This is a genomic window from Pyrobaculum neutrophilum V24Sta (genome assembly GCF_000019805.1).
GTDB classification, from domain to species: Archaea; Thermoproteota; Thermoprotei; order Thermoproteales; family Thermoproteaceae; genus Pyrobaculum; species Pyrobaculum neutrophilum.
Genome location: NC_010525.1, coordinates 426277 through 447054, shown reverse-complemented (window position 1 = coordinate 447054; position 20778 = coordinate 426277). Strand labels below are relative to the sequence as shown.

The window sequence follows — 20778 nt, the reverse complement described above, 5'->3', positions numbered from 1 at the left end:
CCCCCACCTTCAATACGACATGCCGCTGGCGGTGGGGCTGAGGCTCGTCGCGCTGAGGGCAAGAGCGCTGCGCCTAGGCGTCTGGCGTTTTGTAAGCCCCACCGCCAGGGCGCTGATAGACGCCACCATCCACTACCTGAGGAGGGGCGGGAGGATAAAGTCGCAGACCCTCCTCGCCGCCCTCCAGAAGGCCATAAACGAGGTCATGAACCTCGTGACCCCCCTCCGCCAAAAGGCAATAGCCCTGGGGAGAGCCGCGGCCAGGCAGAGGGGGGTCGAGCTAGACGAGGAAACGGCACTCGCGCTAGGCCTACAGATATTGAACACCCCCGGGAGGTGGAGGCCGAAGATCACGCCAATGTGGCCATGAGAGTGTTGGTAACCGGCGGAGCCGGCTTCATCGGTAGCCACCTGGTGGATCGGCTTGTGGAGGAGGGGTACGAGGTCGTCGTAGTGGACAACCTCTCCTCCGGCAGGTGGGAGAACGTGAATCCCCGCGCCGAGTTCATAAGGCGGGATCTGAAGGAGCCTGGCTGGGGCGTTGGGCTGAGGGCGGACGCCGTCTTCCACTTCGCCGCGAACCCCGAGGTTAGGGTTTCCACTACGGAGCCCCGTGTCCATTTTGAGGAGAATGTGGTGGCTACGTTTAATGTGTTGGAGTGGGCCCGCGTCTCTGGCGTTAGGATGGTCGTGTTTGCCTCTTCTTCGACGGTGTATGGAGACGCTAGGGTTATGCCGACTCCGGAGGATTACCCGCTGGAGCCGGTTTCGGTCTACGGCACGGCTAAGGCGGCTGGCGAGGTGATGTGTGCCACATACGCCAGGCTTTACGGCGTTAGGTGCCTGGCGCTGAGGTACGCCAACGTGGTGGGGCCGAGGCTGAGACACGGGGCGCTTTACGACTTCCTCATGAAGCTGAGGAAGAAGCCAGAGGAGCTGGAGGTTCTAGGAGACGGCACACAGAAGAAAAGCTACCTACACGTCGAAGAGGCTGTGGAGGCAACGCTGAGAGCCTGGAGAAAGTTCGAGGAGGTGGGGGAGCCGTACCTAGCGCTAAACGTGGGCAACTTCGACGTGGCCTCTGTCTTAGACATCGCGAGGGCCGTGGCTGAGGCCATGGGCCTCTCCCCACAGATCAAGCTGAGGCCGGCGACCCCAGACGGGAGGGGCTGGCCGGGGGATGTGAAGTACATGCTCCTCTCCATCAAAAAGATAGTGGAGCTCACCGGCTGGAGACCCAGGCTGAACAGCCTCGAAACGGTGAGAAGGGCGGCGGCGGAGTTGGTGAGTGAGTTAGGTTAATATTTCTGAGACCCCTTCTTATGTCGGTTAGAAAGTATCCCCTTGTCTATCTTGCGTCTCCGGGGTTGGTTTTGTTGGTTGTGACAATGGCGTTGATACTTATCACAATTGACAAGTTTAACGAGTCAAGGATAATAGACACGTTGACAGCCGCAAGCGCCTTCCTAGCTTATGTGGCTTCAAACATGCTCCTGTCCGCGGCAATTGCGGTATACACATCGACGAGGACAAGCTACATCCCGCCGGAGATGCCGCCCATACCAAAAGCAAAAACCGTAGCCCTCATACCTGCCTACAACGAAGAGGGCCGGATAGGACAGGTAGTTACAGCTACAAAGAGATACGTAGACCTAGTAATAGTTGTAGACGACGGCTCAAAGGACAATACAGCACGGGAGGCTCAGGAAGCCGGCGCCCTCGTGATTAGACACCCCAGAAACATGGGCAAGGGAGCCGCCGTAGCAACACTAATAAAAGCCGCCCTCAAAGCCGACGCTCAATACGCCATCTTAATCGACGCAGACGGCCAACACAACCCGCACGACATACCCAGGATGCTACAGCCGCTAATCCAAGGCCAGGCAGATCACGTCGTAGCCAACCGATTCACCAATACAAAGATGCCAACCATAAGAAAAATAGGCTACAAAGCCCTAGCCTTATTGCACGCAATACTCATAAAGCCAATGGGAGACCCATTCAACGGATACAGAGCATTCACCAGAAAAGCTCTCGAGCTCCTAGACAGAGAATTCGACCCAGCCTACGGAGTAGAAATAGAGATAAACAACGCCCTGAGACGTCTAAGAACCACAGAGGTCACGAGCAAGGTGATCTACCACGAAAAATCAAGTAAAGCAAACATGCTCATACAAGGACTAAACCTAGCATGGGCGATCATATGGACCACAATAACAAAAAGCCCCAAAATAACAATACTCGCCGCAGTAGCACTCTACACCGCAAGCACAGCACTCCTAATACACGCAATAAACCTCTTCAACGTAACCAGATACATGAGACTAATCTACACAACACTAGCCCTAACCCTGCCAGTCATAGCTACACAAATGATAGCAGCAACCCTCGCCACGCATGTCAGGAAGTAAATACGACATCCTAGCTATAGTAGTCAACTACAACTCAAACCACATACTCCCAATCGAAAAACTCCTCCTAAAAACCCTCGACAGACTAAGCGACCTAAAAAGCCTAAAACTAGTACTCATAGACAACGGAAGCACCGACGGAAGCCTACAGGAGCTAGAAAAAGAGATCAAAGAACTAAAACTAGACGATGCAGTCCTCACAGCGCCGGGGCTTGCCCTAGGCGCCTACTCAGCCGCCATGTACCTCACTGGCGTTAAAACATACGTGAAAGCCCTAGCCGCCACAGCCCTCACAGCCGCCGGCATAAACACAATCCTAATAGCCCTCCTAGCACTATACCTCAAACGCATGGAATACAGAATAACCAGGATAATGCGACTAAGCACGCGCAAGATATGCACAACTCCATAGCCGAGGACCGGCAACCATCTGAAGATGCAACAATGCATATATGCTATATACACACTAACCTATGGCCATACACATACGGAGGCGCAGAACTTAGACACTACCTATTTGCCAAGGAACTGTCGAAGATGGGCTACAAAGTGACTTACATAACCTACGACTGGGGGCCTACAGACATCCCCACCGCCACAGTAGGCCCCCCGCCACCCCTATACGACAGAGAAGGAAGACGCGACATTATAAACACAGTAAAATTCTCATACGCCGCGGCAAAAAAGGCAAAAAATCTGAGATGCGACAAAATAGACGTAACAGTGCCTTACCTCCCGGCCTACCTCCTTCCACGAGAAAAAATAATACTGACGTACTGGGAATTCTGGGGGGACAAGTGGAAAGACTACTATGGCCGGATCCTAGGCAGGATGGTGATGTGGGGAGAAAAGGCGATTATAAAGCGAGCGCCCCTAGTAATAACAGCAACAAAGATTGTTGCAAACCAAGTATTTAGATACAATAGAAATACGGCAATTATACCAGTAGGGTTAAACTTAGACCATTATCTAGTTTACAGGTCACACAATAAGACGTACGACCTCGCCTACGTAGCGAGATTAGTTCCATACAAGGGGCTAGACGTGTTGATAGAGGTACTAAATGCGGTAGGCGAAAAGTTACGGGTTCTGATAATCGGCGACGGTCCCCTGAGAGATAGGTTGGCGGCGGAGATAAAGAGAATGCGCCACGAGGTGGAATGGCGGCGCAACGTAGCCGAAGAAGACAAGCGGCGCCTGCTGGCGCAGGCGAAAATCTACCTAAACCTGTCAAAGACAGAAGGCTTCAGCATAGCCACGCTGGAGGCCATAGCCCTAGGCGCCTACCCCATTGTCCTAGACGCGGAGGGTTACAACGCCGCGAGAGAGATAGTAGAAAACCTCAACTACGGCTATGTGGCAAAGACTCCGGCCGAAGTCGTCAAGGCAATAGAGGAGGCGAGGCCCAGCCCCCTGGAGCCGGAAAAACTCATGCAGTACCACATATCCAACGTCGTCCAACAGTACATCAGGCTATTATGAAGATAGCGTACTTCACCAACTACATCACATACCACACGGGGGGGCCGCGTTTCCTAATGCAGATAGCCGAGGGAATGGCTCAGAGAGGCCACGAGGTGGCGGTTATAACAGGCGCAACCTACGACAGAACTCCGCCGAATATCAAAGTAGTCGACCTAAGGATCTACCGTGGCGGCCTGCTCCCATATATGCAGCCGCTCAACGTAATCCGCTACCTCCGGAAAGCCACAAGCATCCTCAGAGATATGGGCGACCACTACGACGTAGTCCACACCGATAGCCATTTTCCAAACCTACTGCCACTGCTATCCCCCAACAAAACACCAAAGGTCTGTAGCATATACCACTTTGAAAGTCCGGACGTCATTACTGGAGTAGCGCCTCGCGTGGGGCTCCCCCTTGTACAACTAGCAGAGACAAACTCCACATGCACTGCCATACACGTGCTCAGTAGATCAGTAAAAAGACAGGTGGAGAGACTAAGGCTACTCCGTAACCCAATCTACGTCATACCACCTGGGATATACGCAGAAAAATATAGGAAGTACACAAGGAGGCCAGAAGAGGGGCTCTACCTCATGGTGGGGCGCCTAGAGCCTAGAAAGCACTACGACCACGCAATAGCCGCCTTCAGAATAGTAAAAGAGGTAAAGCCAAACTACAGACTGTTGATAGTCGGAGACGGCCCCCAGAGGGCTGAACTCGAGAAACTAATCAAGCGGCTAGGCCTGGAGCGAACAGTCCACCTCCTAGGCCGCATCACAGAGGAGGAGAAACTTGACCTCATGTCCAGAGCCGCCGCCTTAATACACCTAGGCTACCCAGAGGGCTTCGGGATAGCCATACTCGAGGCAATAGCCATGGGAACCCCCGTAATCACCTACGACATCCCCCCATTGAATGAGCTAGCCATACCCGACGTAACAGGCATCGTTATCCCCAAGGACGACGTAATGACGTTGGCCAAGACAATACTGGAATTCGATCTGCAGAAGTACAATGAGTCTAGGCTAAGAAATCTGGCGCAGAGATTTGACATAGAAAATATTATTAAACAATTTGAAAAATTATATTATAAATTAATTGAAAAAATATGAAAAAATCTATGGCCATATTTGTTGTAAATTATAATTCAGTGTCAACTATGGGCCAGAGGGTATTCAATTTTCTTGATACATTTGTAGATGTCGTGGACCAGGACGTAGATGTGTGGCTAGTTGATAATGGGTCAACTGACGGATCTTACAGCGTACTTTCGCAACGCTACGGCGGGATGCTGAAGTTCTTGGCCCTCCCTAAGAATCTCGGCTACGGGGCCGCGTGTAGCCTCGCCTACAGATATACAAGATTAATGGGGCTGGAGTACGACTATTACGTCTGTAGCAATAACGATATTGAGCTCTTTCCCCAAAAGATCGGCGAACTGCTCTCCTATCTCAGAGCGCTGGAGAAGGCCTATCCCAAGGGGTTCATTGCGGCGCCGTTGCTATTAAACGGAAACGATGGGCTAATAGATTACGGTGGATACTTCATCGACGACAGTGGAGGAACTTGGGGCCTGCGCCTGGCGGCTTTAACTCCACGGGAAATACGCCGCCTCACTCCGATCAGTTATGCAGATGGGGCGTTTCAGATAGTACATAGAAATGTTGTTGAGACTATAGGTTGGTTTGACCCCAAGTATTTCTTGTATTACGAAGATGTGGAGTTTTCTCTGAGGGCGTGGAGGGCGAGATTTCCTTCTCTTCTTATACCTCTAGTGATCGGCAGACACTACCGAAGTGCTAGCACGGGTAGATCAGTCTATAAGGTGACATTTCTGTCCTATAGGAATAGACTACTTATCATAAGAGAGTACTTGGGCGCATTACCGCTTCTAAAATTTCTGCTCTGGATAGTCTCCTATCCTCTTCGGGTTTTCGACCAGAAGATCTCGGCTTTAGATAGATATATAGAAATTACCGCTCCAGGTGTACCTACGCCGAGGTGGGGCATTAGGGAGTACCTTGAGGTTCTGAGACATCTAGTCAGAGCTCTATACGAGGGATTTACCGCCTCCGTTGGTAGCAGAAGAGCAGGGGGGGTCCCTGTAGTAAAAACTTCATGGATGAAATATCTGTCCATGAAAAGCTTGCTTAATGACGTTAGATCAGAAATTACAAGAGTGACTAAGGATGTTGAGGGCTGATTCCATATATAAGATATTATTGTCGTTTATCTTTTCTTTTTCATTGTTATCAATAGTTTACTATATTGTAGGGAAGTACCTAGTCTTATTGCTCGTATTTCTTTAGACTCCGGCGATGTACATATATCTGGCACATGTCGTAGATGTTAAACTTGTCTGGCGTGATTTCCTAATTAGTCTCGTCCTCTCTCTTCCAGTTATCTCTCTACTGTTTTTTCTAGGTTGCCGCTTGTTGATGATCTACGCTATATTGGGTCGGCTGAACTCAAGCCAAACGGGTTCTTCTCGCTAGTCGGCGTGTCTGTGATATCCATATCTAAACTAGGTGTGGGGGTTTTAGAGGCCTATTGGGTTAGTGTCTTTTTGACAATATTTACATTTACACTGACGATAATTGCGATCCTTAGATCAATGGACGTTAGACATGTATACTTGGGAACCTTTCTTGCAATCTTCATACCGAACCTTTCCTTAATACTGTTTCTTGCCGCTTACGGCCCTTCTGGCTAGGAGGGGGGCACCGGGTCTTGCATATGTGGGTCTTTCCTTTTGGCTAGCGTTTCTATACCACCCCCTTGATGCTTTAGCCACGGTGATACTCACGTGCTACCTAAGAAGAGACGACAACCCCACTGTCAACCGATATACAACACCACAAGAGGAATAGACGTAGCCAGAGGAGCTGCGCTGATAATAACGCGAAAAAATAAAAGGCTACCTGTTCCCGCTCCCATGATACCCTCGTCTACACACAGAATTATAATAAATAAATTAATTAATCTAGGCTTTGTAATTTTTTTGACGTATATTATTGCTGGATTAATTGGTTCTTTGGTCATGTACTTCATTAATCTGAATATATGGATTCGATGGATATTGTTTAGTTTTATTTTTATACTAATTTTTTGGTTGACTTCTTCATCTTTAGAATTAAAAATTAGTATTTTTGACTATTTTATCGGTTTAATACTAATTTCTCCCTTATATTTTTTCCTTTTTTGGTCTAGCCTTCCTCTAGGTGATGATATAAGATATATCGGTGCAGCATTACTTAAGCCAAATGGGTTTTTTTCACTTAGTGGTATATTAGTTATAGAAATATCTAAGATGTTTAATATTAATATTTTGTCAAGTTATTGGTTTAATTTAATTATTTCATTATATGTATTTACATTGATTATTATAATTTTATTAAAAACATTAAATTTAAAGCATGTATATATATCAGCATTTATTTTGATTTATATTCCAAATTTAACATCTTTGTTATTTTTATTTATGCTAATACATGATTTTAGAAACGTTAATGGCACAATGATTTACACTTTTGAATATTCTATTTTGCCCAGAATTATAACAATAAACCCAAATTTATTAAAAAATATTAGTGATTTATTAGTTTTATCAGCAGTTTTAGTAAAAAACTTAAAAGAATTAAGGAATTTATTTTATGTAGCATTAGTATTTACACTAGGATTATTAGTTCATATTCAAGAAGGGTTATATATGATTTTTGTAGTAATTGTACTAATAATTATTTTATTTAATAAAGTATTAAATGTTATAGATTATATCAAATTTATTTCATTATCCTTACTAATGATATTTTTACTGTACCTCTTATTTGGAAGGCAAATTTTATATCCGCTTGCTGTTTTTTCACTTTCAATACCTATTATATTTGTTTTTTTGATAATATATTTATTAGGAATCTATATATTGGTGTTTATATTAAAGAAAATAACTAAAAAGTTTTATATCTTATTCACAGCAATTTTCATAATATTTATCACATTGTTTCCATTTAGAATATATTTTAATCCATATTGTTTAGATTTAAGATCTTTATTGCTTTTCCACTTTTACGTGTTTCCTATATATCTTATGTATTCTAAGAACGATAATTTTATATATAAATTACTATTTATTCCTACTTTACTTAGTGTTGTTGTTGTTTTATTTTCCTTTTTGTTTTATAATTATATGGTAAGTGTAGGTCAACCTCTTGGTCTAGTCGGTAGATATACCGAAGTTTTGTCCCGCTCATTTGTTGTTCCGGCTTTTATTTTTATTTCTTTTCTTCCCGTTGTTTTATTTATCGATAAGTCTGAAAAAGTAAAATATTTCTTTTTAATTATTTCTTTTTTGGTTTTTGTATTTTGGACACTCTATTGGGGATATTACTACCGTAATCCTTGGGCCGATGTTGGTCCATGTATGACAGCTACATGCATGAATTATGTGCTCTCTTCGTTTTCTTCGAAAGCAATAAACGAATTGACTGTAACGCCTTGGGTTCATGCTTTAGTTGATGCTCCTTTTGTGTCAGACATACTACTCGGGCTTAAACTCGGTACTCCTTATTATACGCCTGTTACCATAATGGATGATTCAATTCCATTCTATTACAAGAATACAGCAATATACTTGCCCAGCATCTTGATCGCCGGCGACCAATATGTTAATTTTTCTAAATACTTTAATCCAATATATATATATGATCTTAATGGATATAAAATATATGTATATATTATATCGAACTACAGTAAGAATTTAAAAATAATGGGCATAAGGACTCCGGTGCTACCTACTCCGTATTTGGGTTCTGATTTCTATATTGAACTTTTAAAAATACAGAATCGTTATAACAATGTAAAGATTATTCTTGTTTTAGATAATAAAACATATGGAAATTTAACTAAAATCGGTAGTGTAGAGCTTGCTGGTAAAGTACGTTTGAATTCAACTACAGTTAATCTTACGTCTATATTAGCACAAGGATATAGATATCTGATTTATATACCTAATTTTGGTTTTTTAGTATCTTATAAATGTCTTATTAATGGTAAAATTTATGAGCTTCCTTTATATCAGTTTTATTATTATGGTGAACATCGATATCCGTTTCTTCTATCTATTGAATCTCTCATAAGCTACAGCAATGGATGTACTTTAGTTAATTTTACTGATGTTAAGACGCTCTATGCTGTAAAGGGCTATCGCATCCATATACTAAATGAGTCTCACTAAGTAGTGTCGTAGTAATGCTTATTAACTCTTTGGAATTTTTCGGTGTTGTGAGGTGTATCATCCTTGGTGGGGGGTTTACTGGCGTTCTTATTGCTGGAAATCTTAGGGGGTGTTTAGTCTTGGAAAAATCAACGTACGATAGAAGGGGGGGATTGTTAAGAACAGAAATAATTCATGGATTCGCTTTTGATATAGGAGGTACGCATATTATCTATTCCAGAGATGGGGAGGCCCTCTCTGGTCTTCTTTCTCTTGTCGATGGTGTTGTGAGGGGGGTGAGGAGGGCTTTTGTCTATTTTAGGGGTAGGTTTGTGCCTTATCCCTTTGAGAATGGGCTTTGGGTTTTGGAGCCGGGCGATAGGGCTGAGGCTTTGGTGTCGTTTATGGAGACTTGGATGGGGAGGTCTGGGGAGTGGAGGCCTTCGAATTTGAGGGAGTGGGTCTACGGCTTTTTCGGCAGGTGGCTTGCCGACAACTACCTTGCTCCCTACAACGAGAAGATTTGGAAGAGGCCTCTTGAGGAGATCGACGTGGACTGGGTCTACATCCCGGGTCGGCTGCCTGTGCCTGACTGGAGGGATGTGGCTAGGAGCGCCGCGGGTGTGGAGACTGTGGGCTATAGAGAGCAGAGCGTCTTCTACTACCCGGCGTCTGGCGGCATACAGGCTCTATACGATGGGGCGTTGAAGAGGGCGCTTGCGTCTGGGTCTGAGGTGGCGTGGGGGGTGGAGGTTAGGGAGTTGAGGAGGGTCGGGGGGAGGTGGGTGGTTAACGGGCGGTATGAGGCAGAGGTGGTGGTGGCCACTATTCCTCTGCCTAGGCTTGTGGAGGCGGTGGCGAGCCCCACGCCGCCTGAGGAGGTTTATAGGGCGGTGGGTCGGCTCGACTGGAACGCCGTGGCTGTGGTGGGGGTGGCGCTGGAGGGGCCTGCGCCTGATCAGCACTGGGTGTATGTGCCAGATAGGGGTGTGGTCTTCCACCGCTATGCGTGGATCTCTAACTACAGCCCGGCCAACGCCCCGCCTGGGAGGTCTGCGGTTATCGCCGAGGTGACTATCCCCAAGGGGAGGCCGGTGGATCTGGAGAAGATAAAGGGGGAGGTGCTGGAGGGCTTTGAGAGACTGGGGATCCTCGAGGGCAGGAGGGTGTTGTTTACTGAGGCTTGGCTACACCCCTTCGGCTACCCTGTCTACACCAGAGGCCACCGGGAGGCCCGCGAGGTTGTACAGAGGTGGCTCGAGGAGGTGGGCATATTCACCGCCGGGAGATGGGGCGCTTGGCACTACTGGAACATGGACAAGGTATACACCAACGCAAAACAAACCGCGGAAAAGATAGAAAAGATAAAACTGGGCGAGATACAATGAAGATAGGGGTTATTATTTCGGCGTATAGGCGTTATCATTTTCTGCCGCAAGCTATTGAGTCAGTTTTGAAGCAGACAAGAAAGGCAGACGAGGTTGTGGTCGTTGTTGACGATGCAGAAAAGGTAAAGAGTTATCCTGTGTATATAGTTGAAAGCAAAGCTGAAAAATATGGGGAGATGGTGGCAGAGGGAATAAGAGCTCTTGATAGTGATATCATTGCATTTTTAGAAGACGATGATATATTTCACGAAGACAAACTAAAGATAGCGGAGAAGGCGTTTAAAGAAGGCGGCACAGTAGCGTTACATCATAAGCAGGTGTATATCGATGTGAATGGAAACATTATCAAGGATGGATCGTTGGTACATTCCTATGAGATAGGTCAACCACAGGTTGAACTCACGATAAATAAATTTAACGCATCTAAGATATTTAAGAAATTTCCTGCAATACATCATAATCCTTCCTCTATGTTAATAAAAAAAGAAGTTTTTTATGAATATAAAGATTTATTTGTTAATATAGATTTATTATTAGATTTTACACTATTTATAACATCGCTATCGTTAGGAAGAGTTAAGCATATCCCTGATAGATTGACATTTTATAGAATTGGTGCTGGCAATTCTCAATTACAAAACGGTGATTTAACAACTATGAATAAGATCATATGTACTCTTAATAGATATTCATTAGATCTAGATTTGCTTTTAAAGGAAATTCATGACAATAACCTAAGAAAATTGATATTAAAATTTTACTTTAGTAACGCTATACCTGTCTATATATTTAACACTATTTTCACATGTAGAAGGGTATATAATATATCGTATTATAGATTAATATCTAGACTTCTTAAGGGTATATTTATGAATCAATATCCAACACCTAGGTCATTCATTGCATTATTACTCATACCTATTCTTGGGAGACGGAAAGTTGCTCATTTCGCGCTTAAATATTTTTTGAAAAGTCCTAAGTAGCATGTTCGGACTTGTTCTTGCCGGGGGTGAGGGCTCGCGTCTTAGGCCGTTTACTTTTTCTACTCCGAAGCACCTCATTCCGCTTCTGGGTAGGGCGATGATCGAATACCCCATCGTCCACCTTGCTGAGGCTGGGGTTTCGGAGGTGGGGGTGGTTGTGGGGTATCTGGGGCATCTGATTCAGGAGCATCTGGGGGACGGCTCTCGCCTGGGGGTGCGGGTGCGCTACTTCTGGCAGGAGCGCCGGCTGGGGATCGCCCACGCCATCAGCCTGGCGTTGCCCGAGTTAAAGGGCCCCTTTGTGGTTTATCTGGGGGATAACATCTTGGCGGGGGGCATCAAGCGCCACGTGCGTGCCTTTTTGGAGGGGGATTTCGACGTCTACATCCTCCTGGCGAGGGTGCCCGACCCGAGCCGGTTTGGGGTGGCCGTCCTTAGGGACGGCCGGGTGGTTAAGCTGGTGGAGAAGCCTAGGGAGCCGATTTCGGACTTGGCGGTGGTCGGCGTGTATATGTTTAGGGATCCGGAGGACGTGGCGAGGGCTTTCTCGTCGCTTAAGCCGTCGTGGAGGGGGGAGTACGAGGTGACGGATCTCATCCAGTGGTTTATCGACCGGGGGAGGAGGGTGGGGTTTGACTTCGTTGACGGCTGGTGGAAGGACGTGGGGACGCCGGAGGGCCTTCTGGAGGCGGTGTATCTTCTCCTTGACCACGCGGGGGCGAGGGTGGAGGGGGAGGTCCGGGGGGAGGTGCTGGGGCGGGTGGTCGTGGAAAAGGGGGCCGTGGTTGAGGGGAGGGTGTTCGGCCCGGCTTACGTGGGGCCGGGGGCGTACGTGGGGCGGGGGGCGGTGGTGGAGCACTACGTGTCGCTGGAGTCGGGGGCGCGCCTGGCGTCGGGAGGCGCGTCGCGGTCTCTTCTTCTCAGCGAGGCGGAGGTGGAGGTGGGCGGGCTTAGGCTTGTGGACAGCGTGTTGGGTAGGCGTAGCGTGGTGAGGTCGCGGCGGGATCTTAGGGGGGAGGCAAGGCTTATAATCTCGGACTTTAGCCGGGTGGAGCTATGAGGGTGGTGGTCATCGGAGGGGCTGGGTTTATGGGGAGTAACTTCGTGAGGCATGTGGCGGGCCGCGGCGAGGTGCTTGTCTACGATAAGCTGACGTATGCGGGGCGTCTCGAGAACCTTAGGGGGGTGGAGGTGGAGTTTGTGAGGGGGGACGTGGCGAATTTCGAGCTCCTCTTCTACGTCTTGTCGCGGTTTAGGCCGGATGTGGTGGTTAACTTTGCGGCGGAGACGCACGTGGACCGCTCTATTAACGACCCGGCGCCTTTTCTTACGACTAACGTCTGGGGGGTGTATTCGGTTCTGGAGGCGGCGCGGAGGCTTGGCTTTCTCTATGTCCACATCTCTACGGACGAGGTGTATGGGGATCTCGCAGGCGGCGGCGAGGCGGACGAGTCTTGGCCTATGAGGCCCAGTAGCCCCTACTCCGCCTCTAAGGCCGCTGGGGACCTGCTGGTGCAGGCGTATGGGAGGACGTATGGGGTTAGGTTTAGGATTGTTAGGCCTTGTAACAACTACGGGCCGTTTCAGCATCCGGAGAAGCTGATCCCCCGCACCATTGTGCGGCTCCTGTTGGGTAGGCCCGCCACGATCTATGGGGATGGGCGGCAGGTGAGGGATTGGCTTTATGTGGGGGATTTCGTGCGGGCGCTGGAGGTGGTCATCGAGCGGGGGGTGGACGGGGGCATCTACAACGTCTGTGCGGGGCAGCCGGCGTCTGTGCGGGAGGTGGTGGAGAGGATCGCCTCTGCGCTGGGTGGGTCTGTGAAGTACGTGCGGGGGAGGCCGGGGGAGGATATGAGGTACGCCATGCGTTGCGACAGGCTGAGGGGGCTGGGGTGGAGGCCTGAGGTGTCTCTTGAGGAGGGGCTTAGGAGGACCGTGGAGTGGTATAGGGAGAACGAGTGGTGGTGGCGCCCCCTCCTGGACGAGTACGTGCTTGCGGATGAGCCATGGAGGTAGTGGTGACGGGGGCTGGGGGGCTGCTGGGGTGGTGGGTGGCGAGGGAGCTGGCGGAGAGGGGGTATAGGGTGTATGGGGTGTACCGGGAGAGGGGCGGGGGGCTGGAGGGGGTGGAGTGGGTGAGGGCTGATCTTGAGGCTGGGGTTCCGGAGGTGGTGCGTCAGGCTGACGTGGTGGTCCACGCGGCTGCCTATACGGACGTGGATGGGTGTGAGGTGGATCGGGCGAGGGCGTATAGGGCTAACTTCCTGGCGACGTTGGCGGTGGCTAGGGCGGCTAGGCGGGTGGTGTACATCTCGACGGATTACGTGTTCGACGGGGAGAGGGGGATGTATAGGGAGGGGGACGTCCCCAACCCCGTGAACTACTACGGCTTGTCTAAGCTGCTGGGGGAGGGGCCTGTGTTGGCGAGGGGTGGGGTGGTGGTGAGGGTGAGCGGGCTCTTTGGGGTGAGCCCTCATGGGAAGAGGAACTTTGGGGTTGAGGCTCTTCTGAGGCTCAGGCGGGGGGAGGAGGTGAGGGCTTTTGTGGATCAGAGGCTTTCGCCGACGTATGTGCCGTTTCTGGCGGAGCGCCTCGCGGATCTTCTGGAGCGGGATGTGGAGGGGGTTCTCCACATCGCTGGGGAGCCCGCCACCCGGTTCGAGTTCGCGGTGGCTCTGGCGGAGGCCCTGGGGGTGGACAGGGGCCTTGTGAAGCCGGCGAGGCTGTCTGAGGCGCGGCTGGCGGCTAGGCGGCCTCGGGACTCCAGCCTGGACACGTCTAGGGCGGCGTCTATGGGGCTGTCCCTGCCTCCGCTGAGGGAGGCCCTTAGGCACTTCGTGAAGTATGCCGTTTAGGAGCTTCAAGAGGCTTGAGATCCCGGACGTAATTCTCATAGAGCCTGTGGTCTTCCCCGACCAGAGGGGGTTCTTCGCCGAGCTTTACAAGCGCACCGACTTCCTGGCGGGGGGCGTGCCCTACGACTTTGTGCAGGTGAGCGTGAGCATGTCGCGGCGGGGGGTGGTGAGGGGGCTCCACTACCAGCTTAAGCCGGCTGAGCAGGGGAAGCTGGTGACTGTCCTCAGGGGGCGGGTCCTGGACGTGGCCGTCGACGTTAGGAGGGGGTCGCCTTGGTTTGGGAGGTACGTGGCGGTGGAGCTGTCTGCCGACGAGCCGAGGCTTCTGTGGATTCCGCCGGGCTTCGCCCACGGCTTCCAGGCGCTGGAAGACGGCACCCTCTTCATGTACCTCATGACTAAGGAGTACAGCCCGCAGCACGAGCGCTGCGTGAGGTGGGATGACCCCGAGGTGGGCATCCCCTGGCCCATAGGAGACGCAATCCTCAGCGAGAAGGACCGGAGGTGCCCGCCGCTTAGGGAGGCAGAGACCAACTTCGAATACCCCATATGACTCTTTTTCTCCTCTACTGTGGTGATTGTGTCCAACACAATCAGGCTTGTTGTGGATTACACAGAGACGCTGGAGGGGAGGCTTTTAAATATTGTAGCTATATATGGGAAGTTTGAATGACGACTTTGGTCTTGAAGTTGTTATAAGGAGTGTATGTAATGAATACGTTGAAAAATGGAAAACTGAGGGTAAGAGATACATTAATGTTTCAAGTTTTGAGCAGATGTATGCTGAGGATAATGTAACTCCTATAGAACATGAATTCACTCTTAGGGCGAGACTTCCCGTTCTTAATAGGGAAAACCCAGCTATTCCGCCTGCAATACCTCTGCTTCCCTTGCGTATACTTAGAAGGCTTGCGATATATTTAACAAAAACTCTTGAGATACAAATCAATTGGGATCATTATGAGTACTGGGCTTGGAGCGCAGAGGTGTTTAGATTTTTTGAAAACAGCTCTCCCTTGCTTAAGGCTCTTCGTGAAAGAGAGTCTATTGAACTTCTATACCTTCTATTTCACTTGTGTTTATCGAGGTTAGGCTATACGCCGCAGACACGTGAGGGGGTTATCCTTAATAGGGTAGTAGATTCGGTTGTAAATAGACATGTCAAACAGATTATTTCAAATAAGTTCGTCATTGGAATACCAATAGCGGCGGCTACCTTCGAAACGGTTGTCAAGCTACTCATCGAATTGTATGGAGACGACGAGACTAAAAGAGAGATCGGGGGAAAGAAAACTCTGGGGCGAATACTATCAATATTTGAGGAGAAGGTCGTGCCGCGTCTTCCACAAACTCTCCGAGAAGATATCCAAGAAATGAATAAGGTTATTGAGGGGATTTGGGATATTTACGGTTCAAATTGGCGTGCTATACTTCGCAATTGGAGAAACGAGTTTATGCATGGTGCGAAAACGTGGGCTCCGAGAGCGTTTGCCGTCTATACTAATTACATAAGCCTACTGCTTTGGCATTCAATACCGAGTGGAGAATATGAACGAATGAGAGAAAAAATAATAGAATTGAGATTTTACGCCGATATAGAGAATTACTGGGGGTTCTATCCACCACCTGTCTAACAATTGGTGAATTGCGGAGATGCCTTGTGGTTGTAGATGCGCCTATAGGAGTGGTTGCCGAAACAGCATCGCCAACTTGGGGAGGGGCAGGCTCTTCTCCGACATTTCTCTAGGTGACGGCGAAATTGCCTCGTTTTTCTTCAGCGGGAGCCAATGATCGGAGGAGCTTTGAGGCGGATGGGGGCGAGGTTTTTAAAAATGGGGATTTGGCGAGGGCGGAGTCTGGGGCTTTGTTCGTCGGTCGGTTGGTTATCCTTTTAAAGGCGCTCGGGGGCTTGTGGGCTCTGGATAGCGTTTGGCGCTCTTTGGGAATCCTCACATAGACGCCCGCGCGGTTTTTCGAGCTGTCAACTGTGGTGTGAGGAGTGGTGGCCGTGCAGATGCGCCTGTGGGGGCGCGGCCGGCTCGGGCGATGTGGTGAGTATGGCTGACCGCATTGGGCCTGGGGCCTCCGGGCGCTGTGGCGGCGGGGTTACCCGTAGCGTCTACGTAACCTCGCTTTGTAGAGGACGTAAGCCCTAAGGACGGCCTTGTTTTTGGCGGAGAAGCGGCCCCGGTTATAACCGACTGCCGTAAAGACGGCGTCAAGGGCGTCGCCCGGGGCCTACAGATCGCGGGCGAGGTCGTCGGCTCTGTGCCGCATACGTGCCCCCGGGCCAGTCTCCAGGCGCCCGCGTCGACCGCTCGCCCCTTCCTGGGCCTCGCGCTTGGCTCTTCCGGTCTCCGCGCCAGCCCGGTCCTACAGCGGCTTATAAAGGCGGCCTTCCTCCTCCTCGCCGGCGTTATGTCTATATGTGGCCGTGGGGGGTGTGCTATGGACTCCATGGCGCCGTTGCGCAGGAGGCTCTCAGAACAGCCGTGGACAAGGTGGTGGAGAAGCTAAGAGAGGGCAAAAAGCTCTCCACAGAAGACATCTTTCTGTTGTACCTCGGCACCATCGTAAACGAGCTGGGAGGGATAAGAGGAGAAATCACACGCCTAGAACAGAGGATCGACGCCACAAACCAGAGGATTGACGCGCTGGCAGAAAGCCTAAACAAGAGGATAGACACGGTGGCGGAGAGCCTAAGCAGGAGAATTGATGAGACAAACAGGCGGATTGACGCCCTAAGCGCCCGTATAGACGACGTGCAGAAGACCCTGCTGGAGATCCAGCGCCTCTTGGTGGAGCTGTTGAAGGCGGGGCGGGCTTAGCCAGAAGTGGGTGGTTTAGATAGTCCAGCCTCGTCCTAGGGCAGGGCTTTCAGTTCCCGACTTGTGCGTGGATGAGGTGGATGGCCGAGCTCTAAAGTTTTTAAAAGCTGTGTATCTTTTTGTGGTGTCTGGGGAGGTTTTGGAGCGGCCTCTTCCTAAGCCTACCGGCGAGGAGTATGTGGCGGTGCGTCTTCTTGAGGCTCTTGTGGAGGCTGGGCTTGCGCTGGAGTTTCTGCGGCGCGGCCTGGTGAGGAACGCGGCGGGGAAGGCCTTCCAGGCGTGGAGGGCGTACATGGCGGCCCTCCTAAGGCTTGAGCTCGGGAAGCTAAAGGCCGCCGCCAAGAGCGAAGAGGAGAGGCGCTGGCTCGAATCCACAGCCGTCCCCCGCCTCCCCACAACCAAGATGAAAAAGCTCTCACAGATGCTCGAGGACGTGGGGCATGTCGGCTTGTCTTTTGTTGTGGACAAGGCTCTTGACCTCCACGACTATCAGTACCACGGGCCGGACCCAGACGCCGCCCTCTCGAAGTACACTTCTAGGGAGGAGGCGGCGAGAGACGTCGTGGCGCTGTTGCGCGAGCTGGCCAGGCGTGTGGAGGCCCTGAAGACAAGGGTCAAGTGGACGGGGGAGCTGGAGAGGGCTTTGGAGGAGGTCAAGGGGGCCCTTGGGGGGCCTTCGGGGGGTGGCGTTGGGTAGCTCCGGGTGGTTTGGGGTTCTGTAGGGCGGTGGCCTTGTCGTCTCGGTGGCATCTCGGCGGTTGCGGTGGCTGAGGGGGGCCTCGTGGGGGCTCCGCCGTTTCTGTAGCTGGGTTTGTTGTTTGTGGCGGTTGCCGCCGGTGGCTGGGGTCTGCCTTCGGGTGAGGGGTGCCTGGCGCTACTGCGTCTGGCCGGTCTTGATTCTGGTTTCTACTTCTCTTACCAGCTTCCCCACCTCCTCAATGGCGTCCTCCACGTGCTCCTTCCTGCACCAGCCCTCGTAGAAGCACGTGTGCATGGCGTTTCCGGCGTTCCACGCGTCTGCGGCCCACCTGCCGAGGTCTCTGCGGAGGACTGTGCTGTATTCCCACAGCTCGCCGTGGCTGGCGAGCCTCCGCCCCTCTCTCCACGCCGCGTAGGCCTTCACGGCTAGGGCGGCGGCGCCCCACAGCTTCTCAGCGGCCTGCCTCACGTCGCCTCTCTCCAGCTCCTCCCTGGCCTGCTCCAGGAGGTCCCTCGCCGCGTTTATGTACTCCTCGGCGCGGGATCGGGGGTCGAGGCCCTGGGTGAGCAGGTCGACGAGGTACTCCTCGACGCTCATCCCAAGCCTCCTCGCCTCCTCCCTGACGCGCTCGGCGATGTTGCGCGGGAGGGTCAGAGCCGACATTGAACTTCCCCACGCTACACGTATTAATATCTTTGTAGCTCTCTGAGGGCGATTCGCCGGTTTGCAGACGGCGGAGCCCAGGCCCATTGTAAACGCTCTGCGGGCAATCTATGCGAAGCTGTCGCCTCTTGACAGGTACGCCGCTGGGCGTGTGGAGAGGAGGCTGTCGGCTAGGATTGCGGAGTATCTAGAGCGCGAGTTCCGGGCGGAGGCGTCGTCGAGCGTCCGGAGGTTGGTTTCTGGGGTGGTTGAGCTGGTTGCGGCTTTGAGGTCGGGTGGGGTTGAAGAGGCTCGTACCGTTTTGGGGCGGATGGGCGAGGTGGGTCTTAAGGTGGCTGAGGCCGGGGGCTCTGTTGTCGTTAGAGGTCCGCCGATGGAGTGGGCGGTGGACGTGGGTGTCTTGAGGCAGATGGCTGTGGACGCGTTTTACGGCTTTATGGCCGAGCTTGTGCCTGTGAGGGGGGTGGACGCGGTGCGGCTTGAGCCGCTCGAGCCGCTTGATGTTGTGGGCGCGCAGAGACTCCGTGTTGAGGCGGAGCGCCGGTATCCGTTGGGGTGGTTTGGGCAGGCAGGTGAAGTACTTAGGAGGTTGGGTTGTGGGGGTGATGAGTTGGAGCGTCTGCTGTTCTCGTCCTCGGTGAGTCTTCACTTTGATGTTGGGGTGGGTGGGAGGTCGAGTGTGTGGCTTGAGTTCCGCATAGATACGCGGGCTTTCTCGCCGGGGGGCGCCGGCCGCGTGGAGAAAACCGATGGGGGTTTGTCCAAGGCGTTGGACGAGTATGTGGAGGAGTTGGTGTCTAAGGTTGTGCGCAGGTCGGCTGCCTATCTTTCTAGTGCTGTGGTGGGGGGCGTCCGCGGCGCTTTGAGGAGCCGCCTTGGTTTTGAGGGGCTGCGTTTTGTTCCTTTTGGCAGAAGTGTGCTCGTCTTGGCGCTGGAGAGCGCCTCTAGGGAGCCGTATGCCAGGCCTGTGTACCTGCGTAGGTTGGTTGAGGAGTTCTATCCAGGCGTGTTGGCGAGCTATGTCTACTGGGCGAGCGAGGGGCGGAGGCGTCTGTTGGAGTGGCTCGACGAGGCGGGGGCGAGGGTTCTCGACGCCGCCGCGCCTCTGCTGGAGGGCAGGCTGGTGCCGGGCGCCGCAGGGAGGGTGATGTACAGGGACTGGCGTGGGTCGCTTGTCGAGATTCGGCTGTCTTCCGCTCTTGTGGGCGAGGTCGCCGGCCTTCTCTTCTCCCTGCTGAGCGTGGGCGGTAGATCTCTGGTGCTTGTCGAGGAGCCCGAGGCCCAGTTGCACCCCGGGGCGCAGATAGCGATGGCGCTCTTCTTAGTCTCGCTACCGGCTCTGTGCGGGTGTAGGGTCGTGGCTACCACACACAGCGATCTGTTGGCCATCACCATGAGCCAGCTGGCGGTGCAGAGGCCGGACAGGCAATGGGTTGTGGAGCTGCTGGCGAGGGTTCTGCCCCATGTGAAGGAGGGCGTTGACGTGTTGGCTGGGGCCGTGGCGGAGGCCGCCGTAGACCTGAGGATCTACGAATTCACAAGAGAGGGCAGGGTGGCGGCTGTGAGGCCGGAGGACGTGCTCGGCAAGGAGGTACCTGGGATAAGCAGGGTAATCGACGAGCTCACCGATTGGGCCTTTCGCCTTGCGAGCCGCCGGAGGTGAGCAAATATGCCGGGTCTGCGGCCTGACTGCCTTCAGACGCCCAACGTGGGTAGGCGCTGTTGCATCTGCGGAGAAAACGACTGCTCAGTGGCGCTGTCGGATAGGGGAGTCACGATTCTGTTTGCAGACGGCGAGGAGGCAGTAGCTGAGGGGCCGCATTGCGACTGCGTCGTTGTCCTTAGAAGAGACAACTATGTGGAGATCTACTCAGTTGAGCTCAAAAGAATAGCTGTCGATAAGAATAAAGCAGATGATGCGCTGAACCCCGATACGCTTAGGCAGAAGTGCGAGAGTTGCCTCAGGTGGGCCGAGGAGGTGGTAAACAGGTTCAACTCGCCTAGTAGGAGGGGGGTGGGGGTTGTCAAGAACTGCGTAGTAGTGATCCCGATGGAGGTGTTCCAGAGGGTCGCTACGCTCGTGCGTAGAGAGCGCTCTAGATACAAGCCAAGCGGCACACAGCTGAGAATACTATACTGCAACGACTCTATAACCGGCTATGCGGAAGTTCTCTGAGGTTTAAGGCGTTCAGGTGCGTCGGCCCTGTAGTTGATGTGTCGCCAGCCCGTGAGTCTCAAGCCGTGGCTGAGCGCGCCAATCGGGGCTTG

General features: G+C 51.8%; 20 protein-coding genes. 19 read left to right on the top strand and 1 reads right to left on the bottom strand.

Annotated features, from left to right (window positions below; genetic code table 11):
• Nucleotides 1-19: 19 nt before the first annotated feature.
• The 17 genes from TNEU_RS02435 (at nt 20) to TNEU_RS02355 (ending at nt 17844) form a co-directional block, all read left to right on the top strand.
• Complete coding sequence (locus TNEU_RS02435) at nt 20-370, top strand: hypothetical protein (protein ID WP_012349857.1); 351 nt, start codon at nt 20-22, stop codon at nt 368-370.
• Entirely contained in the window at nt 367-1302 is a 936-nt protein-coding gene (locus tag TNEU_RS02430; protein ID WP_012349856.1) for an NAD-dependent epimerase/dehydratase family protein, read from the top strand. The genes TNEU_RS02435 and TNEU_RS02430 overlap by 4 nt, the downstream gene beginning before the upstream one ends.
• Nucleotides 1303-1322: 20 nt before the next feature.
• Nucleotides 1323-2411 carry a glycosyltransferase family 2 protein gene (locus TNEU_RS02425; protein WP_012349855.1) on the top strand — a complete coding sequence of 363 codons (1089 nt, stop codon included), beginning with the start codon at nt 1323-1325 and terminating at the stop codon, nt 2409-2411.
• Nucleotides 2398-2823, top strand: coding sequence for a glycosyltransferase family protein (locus TNEU_RS02420; protein ID WP_012349854.1), 426 nt, complete (start codon nt 2398-2400; stop codon nt 2821-2823). The genes TNEU_RS02425 and TNEU_RS02420 overlap by 14 nt, the downstream gene beginning before the upstream one ends.
• Nucleotides 2808-3893, top strand: coding sequence for a glycosyltransferase family 4 protein (locus tag TNEU_RS02415; RefSeq protein ID WP_148682286.1), 1086 nt, complete (start codon nt 2808-2810; stop codon nt 3891-3893). The genes TNEU_RS02420 and TNEU_RS02415 overlap by 16 nt, the downstream gene beginning before the upstream one ends.
• Nucleotides 3890-4990 (top strand): glycosyltransferase family 4 protein, encoded by a 1101-nt coding sequence (locus tag TNEU_RS02410; protein ID WP_012349852.1) that lies wholly within the window; start codon nt 3890-3892, stop codon nt 4988-4990. The genes TNEU_RS02415 and TNEU_RS02410 overlap by 4 nt, the downstream gene beginning before the upstream one ends.
• An 8-nt stretch (nt 4991-4998) precedes the next feature.
• Nucleotides 4999-6081, top strand: a complete 1083-nt coding sequence (locus TNEU_RS02405) for a glycosyltransferase family 2 protein (protein ID WP_187146731.1) — start codon at nt 4999-5001, stop codon at nt 6079-6081.
• Nucleotides 6082-6813: 732 nt separating this feature from the next.
• The gene (locus TNEU_RS02400; protein WP_148682285.1) at nt 6814-9111 is read left to right on the top strand and encodes a hypothetical protein; all 2298 of its coding nucleotides are present in this window, start codon (nt 6814-6816) and stop codon (nt 9109-9111) included.
• Between the two features lie 266 nt (nt 9112-9377).
• A complete protein-coding gene (locus TNEU_RS02395; protein WP_245521976.1) occupies nt 9378-10478 on the top strand; it encodes a protoporphyrinogen/coproporphyrinogen oxidase in 1101 nt (366 codons plus the stop codon).
• A complete protein-coding gene (locus TNEU_RS02390; RefSeq protein WP_012349847.1) occupies nt 10475-11461 on the top strand; it encodes a glycosyltransferase family 2 protein in 987 nt (328 codons plus the stop codon). The genes TNEU_RS02395 and TNEU_RS02390 overlap by 4 nt, the downstream gene beginning before the upstream one ends.
• Before the next feature lies 1 nt (nt 11462).
• Nucleotides 11463-12521 carry a glucose-1-phosphate thymidylyltransferase gene (locus TNEU_RS02385; protein WP_148682282.1) on the top strand — a complete coding sequence of 353 codons (1059 nt, stop codon included), beginning with the start codon at nt 11463-11465 and terminating at the stop codon, nt 12519-12521.
• Nucleotides 12518-13480 (top strand): dTDP-glucose 4,6-dehydratase, encoded by a 963-nt coding sequence (gene rfbB, locus TNEU_RS02380; RefSeq protein ID WP_012349845.1) that lies wholly within the window; start codon nt 12518-12520, stop codon nt 13478-13480. The genes TNEU_RS02385 and rfbB overlap by 4 nt, the downstream gene beginning before the upstream one ends.
• The gene (gene rfbD, locus TNEU_RS02375; RefSeq protein ID WP_187146730.1) at nt 13471-14319 is read left to right on the top strand and encodes a dTDP-4-dehydrorhamnose reductase; all 849 of its coding nucleotides are present in this window, start codon (nt 13471-13473) and stop codon (nt 14317-14319) included. The genes rfbB and rfbD overlap by 10 nt, the downstream gene beginning before the upstream one ends.
• The gene (rfbC, locus tag TNEU_RS02370; RefSeq protein ID WP_012349843.1) at nt 14309-14872 is read left to right on the top strand and encodes a dTDP-4-dehydrorhamnose 3,5-epimerase; all 564 of its coding nucleotides are present in this window, start codon (nt 14309-14311) and stop codon (nt 14870-14872) included. The genes rfbD and rfbC overlap by 11 nt, the downstream gene beginning before the upstream one ends.
• A 112-nt stretch (nt 14873-14984) precedes the next feature.
• On the top strand, nt 14985-15953 hold the full coding sequence (locus tag TNEU_RS02365) for a hypothetical protein (protein WP_148682281.1): 969 nt from the start codon (nt 14985-14987) through the stop codon (nt 15951-15953).
• 792 nt (nt 15954-16745) lie between these two features.
• Nucleotides 16746-17147 carry a syntaxin domain-containing protein gene (locus tag TNEU_RS02360; protein ID WP_012349841.1) on the top strand — a complete coding sequence of 134 codons (402 nt, stop codon included), beginning with the start codon at nt 16746-16748 and terminating at the stop codon, nt 17145-17147.
• A gap of 121 nt (nt 17148-17268) precedes the next feature.
• Nucleotides 17269-17844, top strand: coding sequence for a PaREP1 family protein (locus tag TNEU_RS02355; protein ID WP_245522001.1), 576 nt, complete (start codon nt 17269-17271; stop codon nt 17842-17844).
• A gap of 177 nt (nt 17845-18021) precedes the next feature.
• Here TNEU_RS02355 and TNEU_RS02350 read toward each other — a convergent pair whose 3' ends face one another.
• Entirely contained in the window at nt 18022-18510 is a 489-nt protein-coding gene (locus TNEU_RS02350; protein WP_012349839.1) for a PaREP1 family protein, read from the bottom strand.
• Between the two features lie 61 nt (nt 18511-18571).
• Here TNEU_RS02350 and TNEU_RS02345 point away from each other — a divergent pair, with 61 nt between their 5' ends.
• Nucleotides 18572-20173 (top strand): AAA family ATPase, encoded by a 1602-nt coding sequence (locus TNEU_RS02345; RefSeq protein WP_012349838.1) that lies wholly within the window; start codon nt 18572-18574, stop codon nt 20171-20173.
• 45 nt (nt 20174-20218) lie between these two features.
• Nucleotides 20219-20686: a hypothetical protein gene (locus tag TNEU_RS02340; RefSeq protein WP_245521975.1), complete on the top strand. Its 468-nt coding sequence runs from the start codon at nt 20219-20221 to the stop codon at nt 20684-20686.
• Nucleotides 20687-20778 lie beyond the last annotated feature (92 nt).